The organism is Methanococcoides orientis, from assembly GCF_021184045.1.
Classification (GTDB): Archaea; Halobacteriota; Methanosarcinia; order Methanosarcinales; family Methanosarcinaceae; genus Methanococcoides; species Methanococcoides orientis.
Window position 1 is genome coordinate 1,506,374 of record NZ_CP073710.1, and the last position, 21,506, is coordinate 1,527,879.

27 protein-coding genes are annotated in these 21,506 nt (G+C 44.5%); 7 read left to right on the forward strand and 20 right to left on the reverse strand.

Features of this window, described 5'->3' with window-relative positions; genetic code table 11:
* Window positions 1-32: 32 nt before the first annotated feature.
* The 4 genes from J7W08_RS07180 to J7W08_RS07195 are packed head-to-tail and all read right to left on the reverse strand — an operon-like array spanning window position 33 to window position 2,790.
* Window positions 33-626: a hypothetical protein gene (locus tag J7W08_RS07180; RefSeq protein ID WP_233083855.1), complete on the reverse strand. Its 594-nt coding sequence runs from the start codon at window positions 624-626 to the stop codon at window positions 33-35.
* Window positions 627-669: 43 nt separating this feature from the next.
* Entirely contained in the window at window positions 670-1,215 is a 546-nt protein-coding gene (locus tag J7W08_RS07185; RefSeq protein ID WP_233083856.1) for an XTP/dITP diphosphatase, read from the reverse strand.
* Entirely contained in the window at window positions 1,208-1,780 is a 573-nt protein-coding gene (locus J7W08_RS07190) for a Kae1-associated kinase Bud32 (RefSeq protein ID WP_233083857.1), read from the reverse strand. Before J7W08_RS07190 ends, J7W08_RS07185 begins: the two co-directional genes overlap by 8 nt.
* Window positions 1,780-2,790 (reverse strand): bifunctional N(6)-L-threonylcarbamoyladenine synthase/serine/threonine protein kinase, encoded by a 1,011-nt coding sequence (locus tag J7W08_RS07195; RefSeq protein WP_233083858.1) that lies wholly within the window; start codon window positions 2,788-2,790, stop codon window positions 1,780-1,782. Before J7W08_RS07195 ends, J7W08_RS07190 begins: the two co-directional genes overlap by 1 nt.
* A 114-nt stretch (window positions 2,791-2,904) precedes the next feature.
* Here J7W08_RS07195 and J7W08_RS07200 point away from each other — a divergent pair, with 114 nt between their 5' ends.
* A complete protein-coding gene (locus J7W08_RS07200) occupies window positions 2,905-3,180 on the forward strand; it encodes a hypothetical protein (protein WP_233083859.1) in 276 nt (91 codons plus the stop codon).
* Between the two features lie 148 nt (window positions 3,181-3,328).
* Here the strand turns inward: J7W08_RS07200 and J7W08_RS07205 are convergent, their stop codons facing one another.
* The 7 genes from J7W08_RS07205 to J7W08_RS07235 form a co-directional block, all read right to left on the reverse strand.
* Complete coding sequence (locus J7W08_RS07205) at window positions 3,329-3,574, reverse strand: hypothetical protein (protein WP_233083860.1); 246 nt, start codon at window positions 3,572-3,574, stop codon at window positions 3,329-3,331.
* Between the two features lie 220 nt (window positions 3,575-3,794).
* Entirely contained in the window at window positions 3,795-4,916 is a 1,122-nt protein-coding gene (locus J7W08_RS07210) for a DNA topoisomerase IV subunit A (RefSeq protein WP_048195130.1), read from the reverse strand.
* Between the two features lies 1 nt (window position 4,917).
* Entirely contained in the window at window positions 4,918-6,786 is a 1,869-nt protein-coding gene (locus J7W08_RS07215; protein ID WP_233083861.1) for a DNA topoisomerase VI subunit B, read from the reverse strand.
* Between the two features lie 246 nt (window positions 6,787-7,032).
* Window positions 7,033-7,464, reverse strand: a complete 432-nt coding sequence (locus tag J7W08_RS07220; RefSeq protein WP_233083862.1) for a nucleoside deaminase — start codon at window positions 7,462-7,464, stop codon at window positions 7,033-7,035.
* Window positions 7,465-7,528: 64 nt separating this feature from the next.
* Window positions 7,529-8,749: a peptidase U32 family protein gene (locus J7W08_RS07225; RefSeq protein ID WP_233083863.1), complete on the reverse strand. Its 1,221-nt coding sequence runs from the start codon at window positions 8,747-8,749 to the stop codon at window positions 7,529-7,531.
* A gap of 78 nt (window positions 8,750-8,827) precedes the next feature.
* Window positions 8,828-9,298 carry a GyrI-like domain-containing protein gene (locus tag J7W08_RS07230; protein WP_233083864.1) on the reverse strand — a complete coding sequence of 157 codons (471 nt, stop codon included), beginning with the start codon at window positions 9,296-9,298 and terminating at the stop codon, window positions 8,828-8,830.
* Between the two features lie 73 nt (window positions 9,299-9,371).
* A complete protein-coding gene (locus tag J7W08_RS07235) occupies window positions 9,372-9,674 on the reverse strand; it encodes a hypothetical protein (RefSeq protein WP_233083865.1) in 303 nt (100 codons plus the stop codon).
* Between the two features lie 244 nt (window positions 9,675-9,918).
* On the opposite strand from J7W08_RS07235, the gene J7W08_RS07240 reads away from it, so the two are divergent.
* Window positions 9,919-10,281, forward strand: coding sequence for a hypothetical protein (locus J7W08_RS07240; RefSeq protein WP_233083866.1), 363 nt, complete (start codon window positions 9,919-9,921; stop codon window positions 10,279-10,281).
* Window positions 10,282-10,316: 35 nt separating this feature from the next.
* Here J7W08_RS07240 and J7W08_RS07245 read toward each other — a convergent pair whose 3' ends face one another.
* From J7W08_RS07245 to ahbA, 9 genes are all read right to left on the reverse strand, one after another.
* A complete protein-coding gene (locus J7W08_RS07245) occupies window positions 10,317-11,096 on the reverse strand; it encodes a dihydroorotate dehydrogenase electron transfer subunit (protein WP_233083867.1) in 780 nt (259 codons plus the stop codon).
* The gene (locus J7W08_RS07250; protein WP_233083868.1) at window positions 11,096-11,998 is read right to left on the reverse strand and encodes a dihydroorotate dehydrogenase; all 903 of its coding nucleotides are present in this window, start codon (window positions 11,996-11,998) and stop codon (window positions 11,096-11,098) included. Before J7W08_RS07250 ends, J7W08_RS07245 begins: the two co-directional genes overlap by 1 nt.
* A 22-nt stretch (window positions 11,999-12,020) precedes the next feature.
* Window positions 12,021-12,950 (reverse strand): hydroxymethylbilane synthase, encoded by a 930-nt coding sequence (hemC, locus tag J7W08_RS07255; protein ID WP_233083869.1) that lies wholly within the window; start codon window positions 12,948-12,950, stop codon window positions 12,021-12,023.
* Window positions 12,951-12,975: 25 nt separating this feature from the next.
* Window positions 12,976-14,244 (reverse strand): glutamate-1-semialdehyde 2,1-aminomutase, encoded by a 1,269-nt coding sequence (gene hemL / locus J7W08_RS07260; protein WP_233083870.1) that lies wholly within the window; start codon window positions 14,242-14,244, stop codon window positions 12,976-12,978.
* A gap of 130 nt (window positions 14,245-14,374) precedes the next feature.
* Window positions 14,375-15,349 carry a porphobilinogen synthase gene (hemB, locus tag J7W08_RS07265; protein ID WP_233083871.1) on the reverse strand — a complete coding sequence of 325 codons (975 nt, stop codon included), beginning with the start codon at window positions 15,347-15,349 and terminating at the stop codon, window positions 14,375-14,377.
* A gap of 11 nt (window positions 15,350-15,360) precedes the next feature.
* On the reverse strand, window positions 15,361-16,629 hold the full coding sequence (gene hemA / locus J7W08_RS07270; RefSeq protein WP_233083872.1) for a glutamyl-tRNA reductase: 1,269 nt from the start codon (window positions 16,627-16,629) through the stop codon (window positions 15,361-15,363).
* Between the two features lie 92 nt (window positions 16,630-16,721).
* The gene (locus J7W08_RS07275) at window positions 16,722-17,402 is read right to left on the reverse strand and encodes a precorrin-2 dehydrogenase/sirohydrochlorin ferrochelatase family protein (RefSeq protein ID WP_233083873.1); all 681 of its coding nucleotides are present in this window, start codon (window positions 17,400-17,402) and stop codon (window positions 16,722-16,724) included.
* On the reverse strand, window positions 17,403-17,882 hold the full coding sequence (gene ahbB / locus J7W08_RS07280) for a siroheme decarboxylase subunit beta (RefSeq protein ID WP_233083874.1): 480 nt from the start codon (window positions 17,880-17,882) through the stop codon (window positions 17,403-17,405). It lies immediately after the preceding gene.
* Window positions 17,872-18,327 (reverse strand): siroheme decarboxylase subunit alpha, encoded by a 456-nt coding sequence (ahbA, locus tag J7W08_RS07285; RefSeq protein ID WP_233083875.1) that lies wholly within the window; start codon window positions 18,325-18,327, stop codon window positions 17,872-17,874. The genes ahbB and ahbA overlap by 11 nt, the downstream gene beginning before the upstream one ends.
* A 269-nt stretch (window positions 18,328-18,596) precedes the next feature.
* Here ahbA and J7W08_RS07290 point away from each other — a divergent pair, with 269 nt between their 5' ends.
* The 5 genes from J7W08_RS07290 to J7W08_RS07310 all read left to right on the forward strand — a co-directional run bounded on the left by J7W08_RS07290 (window position 18,597) and on the right by J7W08_RS07310 (window position 21,505).
* Window positions 18,597-19,154: a flagellin gene (locus tag J7W08_RS07290; RefSeq protein WP_233083876.1), complete on the forward strand. Its 558-nt coding sequence runs from the start codon at window positions 18,597-18,599 to the stop codon at window positions 19,152-19,154.
* A 14-nt stretch (window positions 19,155-19,168) separates the two neighbouring features.
* A complete protein-coding gene (locus tag J7W08_RS07295) occupies window positions 19,169-19,720 on the forward strand; it encodes a flagellin (RefSeq protein ID WP_233083877.1) in 552 nt (183 codons plus the stop codon).
* Window positions 19,721-19,870: 150 nt separating this feature from the next.
* Entirely contained in the window at window positions 19,871-20,572 is a 702-nt protein-coding gene (locus J7W08_RS07300) for a hypothetical protein (protein ID WP_233083878.1), read from the forward strand.
* Window positions 20,554-21,027, forward strand: coding sequence for an archaellin family protein (locus tag J7W08_RS07305; protein ID WP_233083879.1), 474 nt, complete (start codon window positions 20,554-20,556; stop codon window positions 21,025-21,027). The genes J7W08_RS07300 and J7W08_RS07305 overlap by 19 nt, the downstream gene beginning before the upstream one ends.
* 4 nt (window positions 21,028-21,031) lie before the next feature.
* On the forward strand, window positions 21,032-21,505 hold the full coding sequence (locus J7W08_RS07310) for an archaellin family protein (protein WP_233083880.1): 474 nt from the start codon (window positions 21,032-21,034) through the stop codon (window positions 21,503-21,505).
* The last annotated feature ends 1 nt before the right edge of the window (window position 21,506 follow it).

Genomic DNA, 21,506 nt, shown 5'->3' on the forward strand with positions numbered 1-21,506 from the left:
TAGTATTCAATACTTTTTAAAAGTCTTTGAGATCAGAAATGGCTTAGAGTCTGCTTTTTACCATCAAAAACAAGCTCGAAAGTAAACTCCCCGTTGATCGGACCCTCTATCACCACGCCCTCACCAAGATCATCATACGAATAGGCGTATTCATCGAATATCCATTTGCCATTCTCGTCCAAAATTCCATTTCTGAAGACCACCGGTTCACCGCTGATAAGAACACGTGTTTTAACCCCACTGGCATAACTGCAGAGAATGGTGTTATCTTCCACAGACCATGCCGTGTTCGTAAGGTTGCCATCAGCATCAGGGTCCGGATCAACTCCGAAAGCGACATAATTCACATGTTCCGGCATGGAAAGTTCCACAGTGCACATCGAACCATCCGTACCCTTTGAAGAGATCTCCCTGGCATAGCCATGCTGTATAGAGGAGATCTTCAGGGCAGCATCTTCCAGCTGCCTGTCAACATCAGCATCATCCATTACCGGAGAAATATTGTTCCATGAAACTGCTGCGAGCACGACCACAAGAGCAGTGATCGCAAGATAGACCACCATCTTCAACGGGATGGTATCCACACCACGCGTGTCTTCAAGAAAACGTTGAAGGTAGCCCACCATCACTCACCTGAAAGAGAGAATAAAACAAATCGGCTGGACAGCATCAATCCAGCCACTCGAAGAACTTGTCAAGCGCCCTGCGCCTGTGGGAAAATGTGTTCTTGATCTCGGTACCAAGCTCACCGAAGGTCTTGCCCTCATACTCGAATATCGGATCATATCCGAACCCGCCGGTACCGCGTTCCTCAAAGGCGATCTTACCTTCCACAGTACCTGTGAAAACGGAAGGTTCTCCCCCGGGTTCGCAATAGCCGATCACCGACTTGAATATGGCAGACCTGTCTTCCTCATCTTCCATGAGCTTCAGGACCTTCTGGTTTCCGAGATTATCCTCCACAAATGCGGAATAAGGACCCGGAAAACCGTTCAGTGCATTGATGAACAGACCGGAATCATCCACCATAACGGGATGTTTTAGTTTTTCAGCAGCCCATTTTGCACCGTATGCAGCAATAGGCTCAAGATCATCTTCCTGAAGTTCGGGATATCCATCCGCATTCTGCATCAGCTCAATGTCCTTTGCAGCCAGTATCTCCTTTGCTTCTCCGAACTTTCCCTTATTTCCAGTAACGAATACCATTTTACGCATAACGACCCCTCTTTTCGATCTCTTTTATCCGAAGCAGAACCTCATCTGCTTTGTCAAGTTTCCTTCTATAACCACGACAGAATGCTTCAATCAGCTCTTCATAATTTGCATGTGTACTTTCAAATGTCTGGAACAGTACATGGATATCCACACCTCTGGACTCCACCGAACCGTCAACGAATGCCAGACCAAAGTCGATCAGGTAGATACGACCGTCCTTTACAATCATATTGGAAGTTGTAAGATCACCATGGATTATCCCGCCGCTGTGAAGCCGGCCGATAACCTCGCCTACAAGCTCACACAGCTCAGCGTCCACCAGATACTTCAATGGTTTTCCATCGATGAACTCCATCTCAATAGTATAATCATAGATATCATGAATTATCGGGGTCGCAACACCACATCGCCTGGCCTCTGACATCAGGCGTGCTTCTGCTCGTGTCCTTTCCTTACGGATCCGCTCATCCAGTTCCTGAACCCTGTACCGCTTGGGCATACGTTCCTTGACAACGAAACCACCTTTAAGGCTTACACTGGCCTCAGCACCACTTCTCAGGTACATCAAAGCACCTCCTGATGCTTATCCACGATCCAGGTAACATCCACGGTATCCGGCCTGAAGCTTGGGTCAACGTGTGAGTTTTCAATAGGGATGGTGGTTCCTGACTTGAACATAAGCAGGCCGGTATATGCGATCATTGCACCGTTGTCACCCATGAACTTCCTTTCCGGAACATAAAAGCGTGCTCCGCGGTCATCACACATAACATCCAGCATTTCCCTGAGCCTCATGTTCGCACCCACACCACCTGCAAGCAGCACCTCGCTCTTACCGGTATGTGCAAGTGCACGCTCTGTGACCTCCACAAGCATTGCAAAAGCATTCTCCTGGAAAGAATAACAGACATCCTCAAGGGATGAGGATTTTAATGCGTCTTTAGCAGCTGTTGAAAGTCCAGAAAAAGAGAAGTCCATTCCTTTGACAACGTAAGGCATTTTGACATATCCCGTAGCTTCTTTCGCATATTCCTCGACCTTTGGCCCGCCGGGATGGCTTAAGCCTGCACTCCTTGCAAACTTATCAAGTGCATTCCCGATTCCGATATCAAGGGTCTCACCGAATATCCGATATTTTCCAGCCCTGTGGGCAAGGACCTGGGAATTGCCCCCACTTACATACAGTACGACCGGATCATTTGCCGGTGTCTTCCACCTTCCGATCTCGATGTGCGCAATGCAGTGATTCACTCCCACCAGAGGAACATTAAGTGACATTGCAAGTGCCCTTGCAGATGTGGCAACGGTCCTGAGACATGCACCAAGACCCGGACCCTGTGAGAATGCAATTGCATCAATGTCCTGTGGATGATGATCTTTCCCCCTAAATTCCTCCAGGAGCCTTTCGATAACATTAGATGCATACATTGCATGATGCTGAGCAGCTTCCCTGGGATGGATCCCACCGGTCGCCGGACGATAGGTCTCGGTGACCTCTGCGATAACATCGTCTTCATCAACAATAGCTGCACTCAGGTTCCATGCTGTGCCTTCTATACCAAGAACTGTGGTCAATAAATAAGTCTCCTTGAAAAGTAATGTCGTTTTTTGTGTGTATTAACCTTGCTTCCTTACATATAACTTACCAGTTGAGAAACGTTTTAGTAGTTAGCAAACCAATCCACCATCATGGAAGAGAAGAGTAAAACAACCACAAAAGCAAACAGCAAACCAGAGATCACTACCGAGGAACTTCTGTGGAATATCGGTCAGCCACATCTTGGAACACACATTCCACCATCACTAAACGATGAACTTCCTGCCCTTGATGGAATTGAGTTCATGCCACACAAGACCGCTGGACTACAATCAGCTGCAGATATGTGGATCGACAAAGCAAGGATCAGCGATAACCTTCACAAAAAAACTGTTGTGGAAAAGATCCTGAAAGGTAAGACACTATAAGGTCAAAAACTTAAAAGACGACCTTATATAAACTAATCATACAGTCATTTATGATCAAAAAGCTCTGTAGAAATCCCTCAATATTCGAGGGAGAACAATAATATCTATTTTATACAGATTTTCTACAGGGCCATCGAAATATTGATTATTATTGTTTTTGAGGAGTTACAGCATATATAGCAATGTTTTCCCGTGATAAATGACGGATTAACTCTGGTATTTGTTGCATTGCGATTCTTACCTCAAATCCATGTTCTAAATCTTCAATGCCATCTATAAAAGTTGTATTTTCTATAATTTCTCTTGTGCTTTGTTTATCTGCTACCTCAAAGTAAACAGTTATTTTATCATCGCTATAATCAAATGGGGTTCCTTTAACAGGTTCTAATTTCATAAACATATCACCTCCTTTTTTGTATTATGTACTTTACTTATAGCGGCTCTGTAGAAATCCTCAATATTTGAATGAAATCGAACTATGTAATAATTTAGAACATATTGAAAAAATATTTATATATTGTTATGATATATACTTATTGATAGTGCTTTTGGCAGGTTTTCTACAGAGCCGATCAAAATACTAAATTAAAAAATGGATAAAGGAAGAGAATGGATTAGATAATATCCATCTCACTCAGCCTGTTCGGAAGATAAGTATCCGTCACGAAATCAAGACCTTTTCCTGCAAAGGCTTGTTGTTCGGCCTTTTTCTTAATACTAAGTTGCAGGCTTATCTGTTCTTTCCAGTAGTCATTCGCAAACCTCGGATCTGTCAGCTCACTTCTCAATGCATCAATATCCTTGTCTGTCAGCTTGTCAGTGGAAAGTTCGTATTCCACGATATCGGATGGCTGTACACCAATGAACTTGGCTGCAGGTGTTGCCATGAATTCCGAAAGGTGAGCACTCTTGATAGCACCGTATGCAACCGATGCGAAGATCCTGTAGGACCATGGATCACCATCAGTAAAGACGACCACAGGGATGCCCAGCTCTTCGTTCATCCTTTTGATAAGACGACGTGTTGACCTTGCAGGCTGTCCTTTAAGGTGCACAAGGATAGCATTGTACTTCTCATCAAAGCCGTTCTCGATGAGCCTCGCATACATACCACCAGTCTCGATGGCGATTATGAACTTTGCATCATGGTCAAGGAACTCGATGTTCTCAACGTTGAATGGGATCTGGTAGCCGCTCTCACCGATATCTTCCTGGCAATGTATAACACGTGCACCACGTTTTGTTTCCTCGCGTATCCTGATAGGACCGAACATGGTAGCACCATCCTCCTCAGGACGCATGTGGAAATATTCCCTCTGGAGCGCAGTGATGATCTCAAGGTCTTCGATCAGCCTGTTACTCTCGGCCTGCTCGCGGAACTTGGCAATATCCCAGTTCTCTGAGATGTAATACAATTCCCTTAAGGTCGAACCACGGTCCTGTGCCAGGTGGTTCTTTACAAGGAAATCGATCGAGTGCACGGTTTTGAGAAGCTGGAAAGCACCCTTGACAGTCTTAGCGGTCCTCTGAGTCTCGCGATTACCATAGACCCAGACATCGCTTTCCTCACTGTACTCGATGTTGTTCTTGGTACGGCTTGAGATGCTGACATTCGGGACGACCTCGTCCACGAACTGATCATACAGGTTCTCGGTCAAACCAAGAAGGCGGTTCTTTGCCAGCAGATCATGCTGTTTTTTCTGTTGTGAATATTTTGACTCTACATCATCTGCCATTTCAGATCACCCCTTTGATAGCCTTTGCACCGGTGACAAGTTCTTCCTCGAGACCCTCCACTATCAATTGCGGAAGCCTTGAAACTTCAGCTTCAGTAATGGTTTCCAGATCGTAGGTCACTGCCTTGGAGGCCTCAGGAGAAAGCTTCAGGGTCCACACATAATCAAAATCACTGCCCATTGAGATGATCTTTGGTTCAGGGACTACACCTTTGATCTCGTAAGGGAGCATATCATGAAGTTTAAACTCAGCAAGCTTGCTACCATAGTTCTTCACTGTTACGGACACATTCGCACTGCCATCACCATTCAGGTTAACCTTCCGCATTACAAGGAGATTACCCATTACCTTTGCAACCACAGGATTAATGTCAGGGACCTCACGATCAAGGGTATCGGCAAGTTTCTGTGCCATCTTTGGCAGCACTTTGGTGATTATGACCTCTTTTTCCCGCCTTTTCTTCAATGTACCCTGACGGTTCAGGTAACGGTTCAGCTTCCTTGAGACTTCTTTGATAGCAAGTTCCACCTCATCCCTTATCTCAGGGATCTCAGCAATGGCATCCTTGGACTCGGAAGTAAAGGGAACATTGGTGGATGCGACGTGAACAAGAAGCACCACAGGTCCGGTAGGCATACCCCCACCGGGCTGGTTCAGTCCATACTGTTTCCACTTGATACCCTCCACTGCATGGGTCGTTACGCAACCACCCTGCTGGTAGAGAAGCGGAACACGGTTAGCGAACCTCATTATATCGATACGGTCATCCTTCTGGAGATCTCCTCCATATGCAATACCCACTTCCACAACGAACGGGTTTCCTGAAAACACGGAAGCTGATCGTGTGGTTGTTGCGATAAAGTCAACACTGAACTCCTTCTCAAGACCTTTGTAGATCAGATCCTCACCTATCGGGGACAGGCAATCGGTCGGTGGTGACATGATCTTGACTTTCTTGAATGCATCCAGCAGTTTCTTAGACATATCCCTTGAGATTTCCGAAGGAGGAAGCTCGGGATCAAGTCCGGCTGCTTTGCAGATCTCTTCAGCAGTGAGCAAACCGATCTTGGAAAAAGAATATCGCAAAAATGGCGCAAGCTTCTGGCGCTCGGTATAGCGAAGCATCTTCATAAGCGTACCAAGTTCGATACCATGAGGATGTGGCAGGATCTCCTTTGCAGGTACAGGAAGCTTGTCTGTAGCCCTTTCGAACATAACCTCATTGCCATCAGGCTCTATCAATGTGAGCCTTGCATGAGGATTTACGATAGCTGTAGCCTTCAGGTACTCATAGATAGACTGTCTGCGCCCTTTAACATAAGATGCTTCCATTTCCAGTTCCACACGAGTACCATGAGGACGGTCCCAGTCAATGACCTCATCACGAAGGATCTCTGGGTCATTGGTACTGGTATTTATCATGAGCTCATAGTGGTGAGCGGGGGAACCACTACCTATCTTGGAGATGATCTTGGTAGGATGCCCTGCTGTCAATTGTGCATAAAGGACAGAGGCGGATATTCCGATACCCTGTTGCCCACGGCTCTGTTTCAGTGCATGGAATCGTGATCCATACAGCAGTTTTGCAAATACCTTTGGGATCTGCTCTTTAACGATACCCGGACCATTGTCCTCTATTATAATGGAAACGTTATCCTTTCCCACCCGTTCGATATGAAGCAGGATATCCGGGAGGATCTCCGCTTCCTCACATGCATCAAGGGAGTTATCCACTGCTTCTTTTACGGTCGTGATCAGACTGCGGGGAGCCGAATCAAAACCAAGGATCTGCCTGTTCTTCTCAAAAAATTCCGCAACACTTATCGCTTGTTGCTTCTTTGCAAGTTCTTCTGCAATTGGGGCTGCCATAAAATATTCATCCTGCTCTGTAAAAACTGATAGGAATAACAACTGTACGATTCCTGATAATATCAGGACCTATTGACTGTGATCAGTAAAAAAAGGAATACAAGATATTTATTAGTTTGCAGCCATCACGACTTTTGGTGTGAGTACTACAAAAGTATATCTAGAAAATTTATCACCAAAAATAAAAAGCAGATCGATAATGACTGCACCAATAACCTCATTTTATAATATTATAATATGATAAGATCATTCACCAATATCTTCATTCCAGAGTTCTGGATTCTTATTAATAAAATCGTCCATCATAGCCACACATTCATCCATGTCAAGGTCGACCACTTCAACCCCATGAGATTCCATAAATTCCTTTGCACCCGGGAAGGTCCTGGACTCGCCAACGATGACCTTTTTTATCCCAAATTGTACGACAGCACCAGCACAAAGATAGCATGGCATCAAAGTGGAATAAAGAGTTGAATCCCGATAATGCCCGATCCTGCCTGCATTCCTCAGGCATGAAATTTCAGCATGTGCCATTGGATCATCCTGTTGAACACGTAAGTTGTGACCCTGACCAATAATACTACCATCCCTGACAAGAACTGAACCAATAGGAATTCCGCCATCATTAAGTCCCGATCTTGCTTCATCTATTGCTACTTGCATAAATTTATCCATAACATCACATCCCGATACTTCAAAGAAAAATAGGTTAATGCTAGAAATAACTTATCAATTGAATTTAATCAGGGACTTCCAATTTGTAAACCCGGTCATTCTCACGTACCTTATCCTCAATCGCAAGACCTACTACATCCCCTGATTCAGCCCTCCCAACAGGACCATCATCATTCCTTATCTCTTTGACCTTCTGCTCAAGATAGGTATTCTTGCCTTCAATGATAATATCATCACCTACCTCAAGACCGGTCTCCAGAAGCTTTACTTCTGCAGCACCCTGTTTCCTGTAGTAGTTGGTCACAACTCCTACAGCCTGTCTTTTAATAACAGAGATGTTCATATCCCGCTCTATAGCCATCCCGTCAGGACCGGGAATACCGAAGTAGAACCCTGTGGAAAAGCCCCGGTTGAACACCGATGCCATCTCTTCCTTCCAGCCAGCGGCTTTCTCCCGACTATACATTCCATCCATGTACGCATCAAGTGCTTCACGATAGCAGCGGGAAACCGTTGAAGTATATCTTGTATCCCTTAACCGACCTTCAACCTTGAAAGCATCAACTCCTGCATCGATGAGTTCAGGAATATGTTCTATCATGCAGAGGTCCCTTGCACTAAGCAAGTACTTACCATCAATATCAACTTCACTTCCATCCTCACCGACCAGTTTCCAGCCCCAGCGACACGGCTGAGAGCATTCTCCGCAATTGCCGGACTTACCAAGAACATAGGCTGAAAGATAGCACCTGCCGGATATTGCCTGACACATGGCACCATGTACGAAAACCTCCAGTTCAGTATCGGTATTCTGTCGGATATCCTTTATCTGCTCAAGGCTCAGCTCCCTTGCAAGCACCACACGGGAAGCCCCAAGGGATGCATAGAAATTGACGGTCTGCCAGTTGGAAACATTCGCCTGTGTGGAAATATGAACCCGCAGACCCACATCCACAGCTTTTGTAATCACTGCGGGGTCCCAGGCAATGACAGCATCAACATCAGATGATGCCACCACATCGATCACTTCATCAAGCTCAGGAAGATCATCGGGATAGATCACAGTGTTCAGTGCAAGGTAAGCATTCATGTCCTGCTCTTTAACATCAGAAACGAATGAGTTCAGGTCATCAAGAGTAATATCACAGGCCCTTGCCCTGAGGCTAAACCTGTCAACGGAAAAATAAACGCCATCGGCATGATCCTGACATGCAGAAAGGGCTGCGCGGTTCTTTACACCCATCATAAGTTCCGGGATCTTGCCGGATTTTGCAGGCTGGTCCATGGCTTAGCATCGTAAGTGATGATTTAAATCAGTTATCGTAAGGAAAATTAGATCGATGAAGCAAAAAAGGAAGGTGGATCAGTCCACCGGTGCGTATATCTCGGTAAGGATCTCCTCAGGCGATACCTCTACAGGATCGTTCAGGTAAATTTCTCTTGTTGGTCCTGTGATGGTCAGTCCCTTTTCCTCGATCCAGGCAAAGAACTGCCTGTAGGTTTCTGTGCTATCTTCATAAGGACCCTTGTGGATCGTCTTTGCCATCTTCCCGCCGGGAAGTTCATAGAACTTGATCGTGTCAGTCTCTTCAGCCTTTTTTGCTACTGGTATCGCAACCTCTACATCAGCATTCCCTTCACGCTCGGCCTTCATAGCCGCCTCTTCGCCGGCTTCATGACAGATGAAAGTCGGACCTCCTGTGATCTCAATACCCTTATCAAAGGTGTACTGGAAAAGTTCAGGAAGCATTACTGCGATCAGCTCATACTTTCCGGTCTTTCGCATACCTACGACCAGCTGTGGCCCTACTTCAACGATATGTATGTCAGACATTTTAATAACCCCACAAAGTAATTGTGTTGAAATTATTTATAGACAATCACAGGGCTTTATCAAGCCATCCAGATCAGGATTCAATGAACGGAAGGGAAACCCGGATAATGATCACTGATACCAGACCCCAAGCAAAGGGAAGCCAGAGAGGAATGTTCAGGAACATAGGAGCTGAGTAGGTCCAGACACCAAGATGGGTACCTATGAACTCGGCGGTGCAGCCAAGGATGATACCTGAGACATAGATTATGTTGTCACCTTTTGCAGACCACTGGTACTGTCTTGCACCATAAACAAGAATCATAAGGAAGGTCAGTAGAATATTGTTCTGCCAGAACATCACTGCGAGCACCAATGCAATTGCAAAAATTGCCAATTCTCTCACTATATCTTTACTTAGGACGCTGTTCATGGTCTACCTTAAAGTCCACCTACATATAAGTAATATACGAAAATGCGATCAAAGAACAGGATGAATATTCTTACTAAGTCCACAAGATATTTTAAAGGTAGAAAAGGATTTATGCTTGATAAAAGTAATATATAAATATTGAAATACTGCCAATCAGGATTTCAAATTTCAAAACGTGTATCCAGATATGTTCGTAATGGTGGGGAACATGACTTATATTGAGGATATCGAAATTAGTGACAGTCCTAAGATCCATGCAGAAATTTACCTGCAGAATGTCGAAATTACTGAAAGATACAGAACACAACTTTTTCAGTGGGTGGAAACCTATCTCGATGAGAATACACTGGAAAATATTATTGCATACAAGAAGTCCACAGACTGGGATCACCCTTTTGAATCGATCAGGTCAGAAGCTGAAAAGGACCTGGAACTGACCACACTCTATGCTTCCAGAGGAGAACAGTACAACATCGACCTGATGGTCTTTGAAGGGAATCTTTTAGTGCTTTTTTATGAAGTGCTCTCAAAGGCAAAAGAGCATCTTAATAAGAAGATAGTAGCGCATTAAAAATGATAAAAGGGTTTATGGTCAGGCGATCTAATTCAGACCTTGACCCTCTGACTGCTGGAACTCCTCTTGTAGTTCCCAAACTCTGAATCCAGCAATAGGGAACCGTTCAGCACAGGACCGTCCTTACATACCCTCAGACCTTCATGGTCCATACAGCAGGCACCACACACACCAATTGCACATTTGAAGTACCTGTGGAGACTGAACTCTGCACGGTCATGTACACCCTTTTCCTCCAGCATCTTGAGGACATTGAACATCATGATCTCAGGTCCGCACACACATATGCGATCGTACTCGGAAACATCCATGTCGGCCAGAACAGTTGTGACAAAGCCGCATGTTCCGGCAGAACCATCGTCTGTTGTCAGGTGTACATCTCCCGCTTCAGAAAACCTCTGTTCAAAAACAAGCTCGGATGCAGTCCTTGCACCGAGTATCGTTGTGACCTTTGCGCCCACCGAAATAGCTTCATCGGCAAGCGGACCAAGCGGTGCAACCCCCACACCGCCGGCGATTATCAAAATATTCTCATCCTTTGCAGGTAATGTGAAGCCCTTTCCGAAAGGACCACGAAGACCGACGGAATCGCCTTCCTTCATCTCAAAGAGACGTGATGTAGCATCGCCTACTTTCTGTACAGTTATCCCGTTCTTGAAGGAGCATCCCATAGGGACCTCATCCACACCGCGTACCCACACCATCACGAACTGTCCTGGCTGGGCATCATCGAGAGATGTATCAAAACGGAATGTCCTGATCGAAGGAGTTTCCTCTATGATCTTTGTTATCTTTGAATTAATTGGACGCATTAGATCACCTCATGGGCAAGGCCTGTAATATCTTCAACACCGGCATAACCGTTGTTCTGCAGGAACTGCTCTATACCTGTCGCAATGTCTGCAAAAACCTCTACACCTTCATGGACAGCAGAACCGATCTGGACAGCACTTGCGCCTGCCATTATCATTTCCACTGCATCTTCCCATGTGGACACCCCGCCAACTCCTATGACAGGAATTTCAAGTGCTTCATAAAGATCATAGACACATTTGATAGCTACAGGCTTGACCGCAGAACCGGAAAGCCCTCCGAACCTGTTGCCGAGTATAGGATAGCCGGAATTGATGTCAATTGCCATTCCGCGCAAGGTATTGATCGCTACGACCGCAGCGGCACCGCCATTCTCAGCGGCTTTGCCTATTGATTTAATATCAGTAACGTTTGGCGTCAGCTTTACCCAGACAGGCACATCCACTACATCACATACAGCAGCAGTGATCGATTCCACCATACAGGAATCGGTCCCGATGGTTGCACCGTAACCTTCCGCATGGGGACAGCTGACATTAAGTTCAAAAGCATCAGGTTTTGAATCTGCCAGACCTTCTGCAACCCTTACAAATTCCTCGGCATTACCACCGAAGATGCTTGCTATCACAGGAACATCAGCACCTTCTTTTGCGATCTTGATCTCATTATCGAAATCAGCATAGGAAGGATTGGGCAGACCCATAGCATTCAAAAAGCCACATTCCAGCTTGACCATACTGGGATTTGGGTGTCCGGCCTTCGGTTCCGGTCCAATGGATTTTGTCACCACTGCACCTGCACCGGAATTAGCCATGCGTACAAGAGAAGCACCTGTAGTTCCCATTATACCTGATGCAAGTATTGTGGGATTCCTGAATTCAATGCCTGTGATCTTAACCATAATATTTCACATCCGATGCGGATCACTCGTCGTCACAGCCGGACAACTGACACACAGCATCACGGACAAGTTCCTTACCGCCCATTTCCACCAGCAATCTTCCAATACTGGCAGCATGTTCACGGTAGTTCTTCATAGGGATCATCTCGTCGATACGCACTTCATTTGTGCCATCGAGTGATAATACTTCCACAAGCACATGGATCTCATCGCCATCTTCGCTCACACGTGCGAACGAACCGATAGGAACAACACAACCGCCTTCGACATCAGTTATCACTATACGTTCAACTTCGGTCTCGATCCTTGAGATCTCATGGTTCAGAACAGAGCATGCATTTTCAGCTTCTCCACCGGTCCTTGTAACAACAACGATAGTACCCTGGTTTGCAGAAGGACAGAACATCTCAGGAGGAAGGCGATGGACATCCATTTCCCATCCCATACGCTGCAAGCCTGCCTCGGCAAGCAATATTCCGTCATACAAACCATCTTCAAGTTTCTTTATGCGTGTGTTAATGTTACCGCGAAGATCCTGTACATTGAGGTCAGGACGGAAACGCAGAAGCTGTGCACGCCTGCGCATTGAGCTCGTGCCGATCACTGCACCATCCGGAAGGTCATCCAGTGTCGAACCATCCATTGTAAGAAGTACATCATGAGGAGAATCGCGCTTCAGAACTGCTGCAAGAGCAAGCTCAGGAGGTCTTACTGTAGGAAGATCTTTCATTGAGTGGACTGCGATGTCCACTTCACCCTCGATCATCCTGTCGTCAAGTTCACGGACAAAGGCACCCACACCAGCAACCTCATGGAGCGGGCGATCTGTGAAGACATCTCCTGATGTCTTAATGATCTCTCTTTCCAGTTCATGCCCACGTTCTTCAAGCATTTTGGTCACAAGGTCTGCCTGGGCAATGGCAAGAGCACTTCCACGGGTTCCTAGTATCATAATTATTGCTCCTCTATTATTGGAATTATTTCAGGTTAGTTGCATATGCATCGAGGGTCTTCTCAATGTCTTCCTCTGTGTGTGCCATTGAAAGGAAGTTCGTCTCGAACTGGGATGGGGGCAGGAACACTCCGCTGTCCAGCATGTTATGGAAGAACTGCACGTAACCTTCCTTATCGCATTTGAGAACATCCTGGTAGTTCAGAGGCATGTCACCGAAGAACACCTTGAACATTGAACCAATGCCACCAACATTATAATCAAGTCCCTTGTCAGCAATGATATCTGAAAGGTTAGAACGCATCATATTTCCGGTTGCTTCAAGCTTTTCATGGACCTTTTCCTTTTCCAGTACATCAAGGGCTGCAATACCAGCTGCAACTGATGCAGGACTGCCACTGAAAGTACCTGCCTGGTAAACCGGACCTGAGGGGGATATCATATCAATTATCTCGCGCTTACCACCGAAAACACCGATAGGAAGTCCGCCACCTACGATCTTTCCAAGGGTTGTCATGTCAGGTGTGACACCAAAGTACTCCTGTGCACCACCCATTGCAAGCCTGAAACCGGTGATAACCTCATCGAAGATAAGGACAACATCGTTCTCTTCTGTGACCTTTCGGACCTCTTTCAGGTAATCGCCCTGCGGAAGTATGGGACCGATGTTACCAAGCACAGGTTCCATAATTACCGCAGCCATATCATCCTGGTTGGACTCGATGACCTCGGTCATTGCCTCAATATCATTGTAAGCGACCTGAAGAGTGTTCTTTGTAAAATCTGCAGGGATACCAAGGGAATCCGGCTCACCATGCGTGGTAGCTCCGGATCCTGCTTTTACAAGCACAGCATCGTGTGCACCGTGGAACCCACCCTCTATCTTGATAAACTTGTTCTTTCTCGTAAATCCACGGGCAGCCCTAAGGGCACTCATGGTAGCTTCAGTGCCCGTTGAGATGAATCTCAGCATATCGATGCTTGGGTAGAGGGATGCGATCTTCTCTGCAAGGGTCACCTCAAGCTGAGTTGGAGTTCCGTAAAGCCAGCCTTTATCGAGCTGATCGATGATTGCCTGCCTGATAACAGGATTTGCATGTCCCAGAATCTTAGGTCCGTATGCAAGACAGTAATCGATGTACTCATTACCATCAACATCAGTGATACGGGAACCGTTAGCTGACTCTGTGTAGAACGGGTAAGGCTTGATAGCACGTACCGGACTGCTCACACCACCTGGAAGAAGCGTTTTTGCCTTGTCGAAGAGATCCTTGGATTTGTCTAAAGTAACCATGATAACACCATTTGAAATTTGATCTGTAGATTATATTAAGATGAACTTGTTAAGATTAAATTATTAAGATGGATTGATCAGGGGTATTAAATTCCTGACCAATAGAACCATCAATTGAAACTGTTCTCTATTATTTCAACATCCTTGCAAGATCCTTTGCAAAATATGTCAGGATCATGTCAGCACCTGCACGCTTGATGGAAAGCAATGATTCATGCATAACTTGCTTCTCGTCCAGCCAGCCTTTTTCCGCTGCTGCCTTGAGCATTGAATACTCACCACTGACATTGTATGCAGCTGTAGGCATCTTGAACTCGTGCTTGATACGATAGATAATATCAAGATAAGGCAATGCCGGCTTGACCATCACCATGTCAGCACCTTCGAGTATGTCCAGTTCAACTTCGCGGATAGCCTCATCGGAATTTGCAGGGTCCATCTGATAGGCTGAACGATCCCCGAACTGGAATCCGGAATCTGCTGCATCCCTGAAAGGACCATAGAATGCTGAAGAATATTTGGCTGCATAGGACATTATAGGAGTGTTCTTGAAGTTATCATCATCCAGAGCCGTACGAATAGCACCGATCATACCGTCCATCATACCTGAAGGTGCTACAATGTCAGCACCTGCATTCGCATGACTTGCAGCGATCTTGCCCAGAATGTCAAGGGTCGGGTCATTGAGAACCTCTTCGGTCTCAAAGTCCACAACACCACAATGACCATGGCTTGTGTATTCACACATGCAGACATCAGTGATGACCACCATGTCCTTTCCAAGGTCTTCCTTGATAGCACGGACAGCCTGCTGGACAATGTCCTCATCGCCATAGGAACAGGTGCCAGTCTCATCCTTGTGCTCCGGGATACCGAAAAGTACCACTGCAGGAATTCCAAGATCTGCTGCATCCTTTGCATCATCAACAACCTTATCCAGAGGCAAACGCTGGACACCGGGCATAGATGACACATCCACAGTAGAATCAATGGTCTCATCCACGAACATAGGATATATCAAGTCGTTAGCGCTAAGTTCGGTCTCCCGAACCAGATCACGTATCTTACCACTTCTTAACCTTCGCATTCTAACATGTGGGAACATAGTATCAACTCTTAATTTTTAGCATCATTGCTCTTCTTAATCGGACTGATATCAAATAAACGGGATACAGAATCTAAAAACTCTTCATCATCGTATTCAGCGGCATTGCGTAATTTTTTGGTCGGCTCTGCCAGGATCTTGTTTGTAATAGCACGGGTAAGGTCCACAAGCACCTTGCGTTCAAAGTCACCAATCGTATGATAGGCACTCAGCCTGTTAATAGCGTGCTCCATCTCGGTTTCTCTCAAACCATAGGAATTGCTGTAAAGCTTCGAAATAATAACATCTGCTTTCTGACGCTTATATTGAGCCTGAAGAAGTTCGAACTCCTGTTCAACTATGACCTCTGCTTTCTTGGCCTCTACCATCCTCATCTGAAGATTTTTCTCATTTATGACACGCAGACCGTCAATATTGCGAAGAATTACATGAGGGATCTCTTCTACCAAAGGATCAATGTCTCTCGGGCTTGCAATATCAATAAGCAGAAGCTCGTTCGTACGTCCATCCATTATCTTCTCGACAATGTCCTTCTTCAGGACATAATGTGGAGCAGAAGTAGCACTTATCACCACATCAGCTGCAGAAACATATTTTTCAAGCTGGTCAAACATGACAGCTTCGCCACCAAGCTCTACTGCAAGATCCTTTGCTTTCTCGTAGGTACGATTTGCAATATAGATCACATTCATGTCCCTGTGTGCAAGAGCCCTTGTGACCAGAGTACCCATTTCCCCGGTACCAACTACAAGGATATTCTTGTCATTGAGACCATGCAGGATATCATCGGCAAGATCAACAGCTGCAGAAGCAATGGAAACCGCCCCCCTGTTGATGAAGGTCTCGGTACGTACCCTCTTGCCAACCTGAATAGCCTTGCTGAAAGCCGTATCCAGCACCTTACCTACAGTACCAGCCTTTTTTGCAACCAGGAACAGGTCTTTCATCTGACCCAGGATCTGAGCTTCTCCAATTATCATGGACTCAAGCCCGGAAGCAAGTCTGAGGAGGTGTCTTAAAGATTCATCATGGTCATAGAACTCCACGATATTTGCTGACACGCCCATCTCCTTGGCATAATGGAACAGAACACTGCTACCCTTTGAGGAAACAACATATATTTCCACACGATTGCATGTCTTAAGAACCGCACACTCATAGACAAGTTCATTTGAGTATAGCTGATTCAGGACGAGATCAAGGTCCCCATGCCAGGAATCTTCCATTTCCTCAACAGTAGCCTTGGCATGTGTAATGACCATACTTGATATCTCTGTCACAGTGAACCTCCACAATGAACGTGCATTAGATGTAGCATACCTTCATGAACACGAACATCGGACTTAAATTTAATGTAATGTTCCATATAATATCAACCTTTCTTGCTTATGTGCTCCTGAACTATACCATATGCTATATTATACCCTTTTTCATATGAAATTTCAAGAGCTTCCCATACTGACCGATCTTCAAGAATCTCCCAGAGAATAGCCTTTCTTGTCTTTTGCTCTGCAACTTTACCCTTTAGGAGAGTTCGAACCTGATCCTGCAGTTTGATCATATCCCCATACTGAGGAGTGATAAAAGTTTCTATTTTCCTGCGAGTGTATTTGGATACTGCAGGACTGGAACCAAGTGTGGAAATACCAATGGTCAGGCCCCCCCTCTTAATTACAGAAGGAATGACCACATCATCTGCCATATCAACGCGATTGACCAATGCACCTGCTCTGCGGGCGAATTCTGCTATTCGATCATTCAACTCAACCATGTTGGTTGCGGGAATAACGAGGAACGCACCCATGACAAGCTCTTCAAGCTTTTCGTCTGATACGGATAAAAGGTCCATGGAAACCAGATCCACAGAAGATGAAGATGCAAGGTCCCGAAGCTCAGAAACGAAGTCCGCACTCACAACCATAGTATGTGCATACTCCGAAAACAGGTATGCTTTGCGAAGACCCACAGAGCCCCCACCAAAGATGATCACTTTCCTGTCATTTAGATCAATGAAAAGTGGCAAATAGCTACGACTATCGGTTTGTTCGGCCATTCACAACCTCACACCGGTCTTTTTAAACTCGCGAACACTGTAAAGGAGATTGTAATCAGTGATGCCGGTGGCCTTTGATATCTCCTGGGCAACGTATTCACAATCTTCCTTTGTATAGGAATGTACCATGGTGAAAAGGTTGTAAGGCCAATCAGGATAACGTGGTCTTTCGTAACAGTGAGTAACCTCAGTAAAACCTGCCATAACAGCACCCACTTCTTCAACACGCTCGTCAGGAACATTCCAGGTACACATTGCATTTGCAGTGATCCCAATCGCACGATGACCGATGGATGCACCAAATCTGCGAATAAAGCCATTTTTCTGAAGTTGTTCTATCCTGCAGATAACCTCATCCTCAGCTATCCCCAGTTCTTCTGCTACCATAGCAAAAGGCGAATGAACAAATGGTATACCATCCTGAGTTAGCTTGAGAAGACGAGTATCGATCTCATCCATGACAACATTATCATTTGACATCGAATTTCACCCCGATCTTAAAAAGGCGCTTTGTAGGCAGGTTGATCAGCGGACAGCCGGTCTCTTCCTGAAGGTCATTTATAATCTGCTCCAGACGTTCCTTGTTAGCAGCAGACACTGTAAACCATATATTATAATCTGCCTGGCGCAAATAGTTATGGGAAACTTCCTGATGTTGATTGATAAGCTCTGCGATCTCATCGATCTTTGATTCAGGAGCTTTTAATGCAACAAGAGTACTGATCCCACCTACTCTTTTTGTGTTGATAACAGGACCAATTCGGCGCACTGCACCTTCTTCATTTAAACGGCCCATACGCTCCAGCAGTTCCTCTTCAGAGATACCCAGTTGAAAGCTCATTTTTTCAAATGGATGAACATCAAGTGGAAAATCCAGCTGGATCAGATTAAGGATATCCTTATCAATATCATCAAGTTGTATCATGTAAATGAACACCAAATGTTTTATTTTGTTATGCAGCGAGCTTATTCCACATTATATGGTATAAGATATACATCAGTATAGATGAATAAAAAATACACTAACGAACTCAGACCGTTGTAACCTTTCCCCCTTCTTGATGTATGTGTTTATATTTGTTTCCTTCCACGTGTGAGAAGCAAATGATAGTATATCATCATAATTATACTAATAATCAGAAACATATATAAACTAGAAAAAACAATGAAATGTCGCCTATGAGGTGACTAAACATGTGGAAAAATTTTTCAAAAGATGACAAAGCATTTACAGGACTTGAAGCAGCAATTGTCCTGATTGCCTTTGTAGTCGTGGCAGCTGTTTTCAGCTATGTCATGCTAGGGGCGGGTTTCTATACAACCCAGAAGAGCCAGGAAGTAGTACACACAGGTGTCCAGCAAGCAAGTAGCAGTGTTGCAGTAGCCGGAGATGTTGTTATTAAAGGCCATACGTCTGCCGGAAGTGCAACCGATGTTATATTCTATGTAACAAATACTGCAGGCGGATCTCCTGTAGATCTCAGCAAATCAATGTTGACTTACACGGATCCGAATGATTTTGTTGCTAACTGCAGTTGGACAACGAGTTGTACACTTGGAGATGGCGACGACCTTGTTGAGAAAGGTGAAAAATATCAGATTACCGCAGTTTTGGGTTCTAGTGGAGTTACCCTTCCTACAGTAAATGAACAAATAAAGCTTGAACTCAAGCCACCAGATGGAGCTGTACTGGTACTACAGAGAACAATGCCACCAGAAATTGGTATTGGTGAATACCTGACAGTCTATTAATGAGGTGATTAAAAATGTTTAAAAAATTCTTTAATGATGATAAAGCATTTACTGGTTTGGAAGCAGCAATCGTTCTGGTCGCATTCGTGGTCGTGGCAGCAGTTTTCAGTTATGTCATGCTCGGAGCAGGTTTCTATACAACCCAGAAGAGCCAAGAAGTGGTACACACAGGTGTAGCACAGGCAAGTAGCAGTATTGAGATAAGTGGAGACGTTATTGCAGCTGGAGCTAGTGATGAAATTTCAAATGTGACCGTATTCCTGCAACTTACTGCAGGAGGTTCAGCAGTTGACATCAACAAAACCATAATCACATACACAGATTCTAGCAACCATGCATCTTACAAATTGTCTGATGCACAGATGAATATAACCGAGGATCACGGCGGAGACGACGATCTTCTCCTTGAGAAATTTGAGAAATTCGAAGTACTTATTGATATTAGCAGTTATCATATAGGTGCAAACGATGAATTCCAGATTGAAATAAAACCACCTGAAGGAGCTTCCTACACTCTGCAGAGGCAGGCACCCCCTCAGATCGATGCAATAATGACACTCTATTAAAGAGTGTCTCATCTTTTTTTATTTTTGAGATGAAACAAAAGAAAAATATATTAATTAATAGATGTATTATCCTTCCTAAATTATTATCATTATTATAATTATTATTATCAAAATTTTTGTATATTTCAATATATTCCAGGTGAGAAAAAAATGGGTGATGCAGAAGGTTTCGACCAGTCAATGATTGATGATCTGATGACGAGTGCTGAAGGAGACACCGTAGAATCCAAAGTTGCTGACTTGGAAGCCGAGGTAGCTGAAATTAAAGGTTCTGTTAAAAAGCTCCTCTTGGATATAAGGGAAACAATGAGCGTTCTTGAGAATCCTTTTCAGAACATTCAGGCAATATCAAATCTTACTGCCCCAGCACCTAATCCGGCCCCTGCAACCCCCACACCGCCAATAGATGAAATTCCTGATGCTGTCGAGGTTGAACCAGTCCCCCAGAATATTTCCAATATTCCCGATCAAAATATGGAAAATAATGCCATGGAGAACAATGATTATGCTCAAAAGGTAAGTAATCTTCCCGATTTTAAGCTTGTAGATCCCCTCTCATTCCATAAGACGATAATATGGGGACGAGAGATGGTGGAAAAATATGATTCTGAAACTATGCAGGAACTAGTCGAAATATTCTCACTCTTGGGCTACATTCCTGATAACATAAAAGAGATAATACTCAAAATCACAAATATCCTTTATGAAAATAATAATCTAGACGAGTCAGTCATGGACCTATACAAGCTTTACCATATACTCAATCCGGAAGATCCAAGCCTTGACTCCAAGGTACTGGACTTAGTTCTGAATGAAAACGATGCGGAGAAAACATGTCAAGTGAAGTTATAACTACATCGATACTTTTAATAGCAAGTGTTGTAGCAGTTGTAGCTTTAATTAGTGCTGTTGTTCCTTCGGTGAATGAGTTGTCACGTTCTTACACTTCTGTTGCAGATGAAATGGGAACTGAGGTCAGAACTGATGTCGATATTATATTTATTTCCGCTCAGGGAAATAACGTTTCCGTTTGGATCAAAAATGTTGGTTCCTCCAGGATTCCTTTATCTTATTTTGGAATGAGTGACATATTTATTACGTCCTCTTCCAATTACTGGCATCCCGATTTTGAAAGCACATCCAATCCCGCCTGGAATTACACACTTGAAAATGGTGATGGAAATACGTGGGACTCAGGTGAAACAATTAAAACAATCATCGAGTTAGATAATCTACCCAGTGATACCTATAACTTAAATTTCGTCCTATACAATGGAGTCTCTGGGTCAGATATATTCTCCAAGTGATAGCATGGGCCTTGATACAGTAATTGTTGCATTTTTTGTCATCACGACCATGATTGTTGTGGCAAACACCTTTGTGATCGGGATGAATGACTTTGTAGATTCGGCTTATGATGGCTATAGTTCAATACATACAACGACAATGGATAAAATGCAAACGGATATTGAGATAAAGACAATCTGGTTTAATTCAACAGAAAATCACCTTCATTTCATCGTGGAAAATACCGGTGAAACCAAGTTGAACAATTTTGATCTATGGGACATTATTGTTATTAAAAACGGTACTGCCGATTATATGGATGACAATAAATGGACAATGGATGTGTATGATGGCCAGCTCAATCCCAATATTCTGGATCCACTCGAAGAAATGGAGGTTGAGCTACTGGAAGAATATAATACAGGAGATGAAATCATTTTAAAAGTTGTCACTCCAAACGGTATAATTTCCTCCAAAGGGCACACAATTGGTGGTTGAA

Excerpts from the sequence above, each read along its gene's own strand:
- J7W08_RS07180 (WP_233083855.1), bottom strand. The coding sequence starts at position 626 with ATGGTGGGCTACCTTCAACGTTTTCTTGAAGACACGCGTGGTGTGGAT.
- J7W08_RS07185 (WP_233083856.1), bottom strand. The coding sequence starts at position 1,215 with ATGCGTAAAATGGTATTCGTTACTGGAAATAAGGGAAAGTTCGGAGAA.
- J7W08_RS07190 (WP_233083857.1), bottom strand. The coding sequence starts at position 1,780 with ATGTACCTGAGAAGTGGTGCTGAGGCCAGTGTAAGCCTTAAAGGTGGT.
- J7W08_RS07200 (WP_233083859.1), top strand. The coding sequence starts at position 2,905 with ATGGAAGAGAAGAGTAAAACAACCACAAAAGCAAACAGCAAACCAGAG.
- J7W08_RS07205 (WP_233083860.1), bottom strand. The coding sequence starts at position 3,574 with ATGAAATTAGAACCTGTTAAAGGAACCCCATTTGATTATAGCGATGAT.
- J7W08_RS07210 (WP_048195130.1), bottom strand. The coding sequence starts at position 4,916 with ATGGCAGATGATGTAGAGTCAAAATATTCACAACAGAAAAAACAGCAT.
- J7W08_RS07215 (WP_233083861.1), bottom strand. The coding sequence starts at position 6,786 with ATGGCAGCCCCAATTGCAGAAGAACTTGCAAAGAAGCAACAAGCGATA.
- J7W08_RS07220 (WP_233083862.1), bottom strand. The coding sequence starts at position 7,464 with ATGGATAAATTTATGCAAGTAGCAATAGATGAAGCAAGATCGGGACTT.
- J7W08_RS07225 (WP_233083863.1), bottom strand. The coding sequence starts at position 8,749 with ATGGACCAGCCTGCAAAATCCGGCAAGATCCCGGAACTTATGATGGGT.
- J7W08_RS07230 (WP_233083864.1), bottom strand. The coding sequence starts at position 9,298 with ATGTCTGACATACATATCGTTGAAGTAGGGCCACAGCTGGTCGTAGGT.
- J7W08_RS07240 (WP_233083866.1), top strand. The coding sequence starts at position 9,919 with ATGACTTATATTGAGGATATCGAAATTAGTGACAGTCCTAAGATCCAT.
- J7W08_RS07245 (WP_233083867.1), bottom strand. The coding sequence starts at position 11,096 with ATGCGTCCAATTAATTCAAAGATAACAAAGATCATAGAGGAAACTCCT.
- J7W08_RS07250 (WP_233083868.1), bottom strand. The coding sequence starts at position 11,998 with ATGGTTAAGATCACAGGCATTGAATTCAGGAATCCCACAATACTTGCA.
- hemC (WP_233083869.1), bottom strand. The coding sequence starts at position 12,950 with ATGATACTAGGAACCCGTGGAAGTGCTCTTGCCATTGCCCAGGCAGAC.
- hemL (WP_233083870.1), bottom strand. The coding sequence starts at position 14,244 with ATGGTTACTTTAGACAAATCCAAGGATCTCTTCGACAAGGCAAAAACG.
- hemB (WP_233083871.1), bottom strand. The coding sequence starts at position 15,349 with ATGTTCCCACATGTTAGAATGCGAAGGTTAAGAAGTGGTAAGATACGT.
- J7W08_RS07275 (WP_233083873.1), bottom strand. The coding sequence starts at position 17,402 with ATGGCCGAACAAACCGATAGTCGTAGCTATTTGCCACTTTTCATTGAT.
- ahbB (WP_233083874.1), bottom strand. The coding sequence starts at position 17,882 with ATGTCAAATGATAATGTTGTCATGGATGAGATCGATACTCGTCTTCTC.
- ahbA (WP_233083875.1), bottom strand. The coding sequence starts at position 18,327 with ATGATACAACTTGATGATATTGATAAGGATATCCTTAATCTGATCCAG.
- J7W08_RS07290 (WP_233083876.1), top strand. The coding sequence starts at position 18,597 with ATGTGGAAAAATTTTTCAAAAGATGACAAAGCATTTACAGGACTTGAA.
- J7W08_RS07295 (WP_233083877.1), top strand. The coding sequence starts at position 19,169 with ATGTTTAAAAAATTCTTTAATGATGATAAAGCATTTACTGGTTTGGAA.
- J7W08_RS07300 (WP_233083878.1), top strand. The coding sequence starts at position 19,871 with ATGGGTGATGCAGAAGGTTTCGACCAGTCAATGATTGATGATCTGATG.
- J7W08_RS07305 (WP_233083879.1), top strand. The coding sequence starts at position 20,554 with ATGTCAAGTGAAGTTATAACTACATCGATACTTTTAATAGCAAGTGTT.
- J7W08_RS07310 (WP_233083880.1), top strand. The coding sequence starts at position 21,032 with ATGGGCCTTGATACAGTAATTGTTGCATTTTTTGTCATCACGACCATG.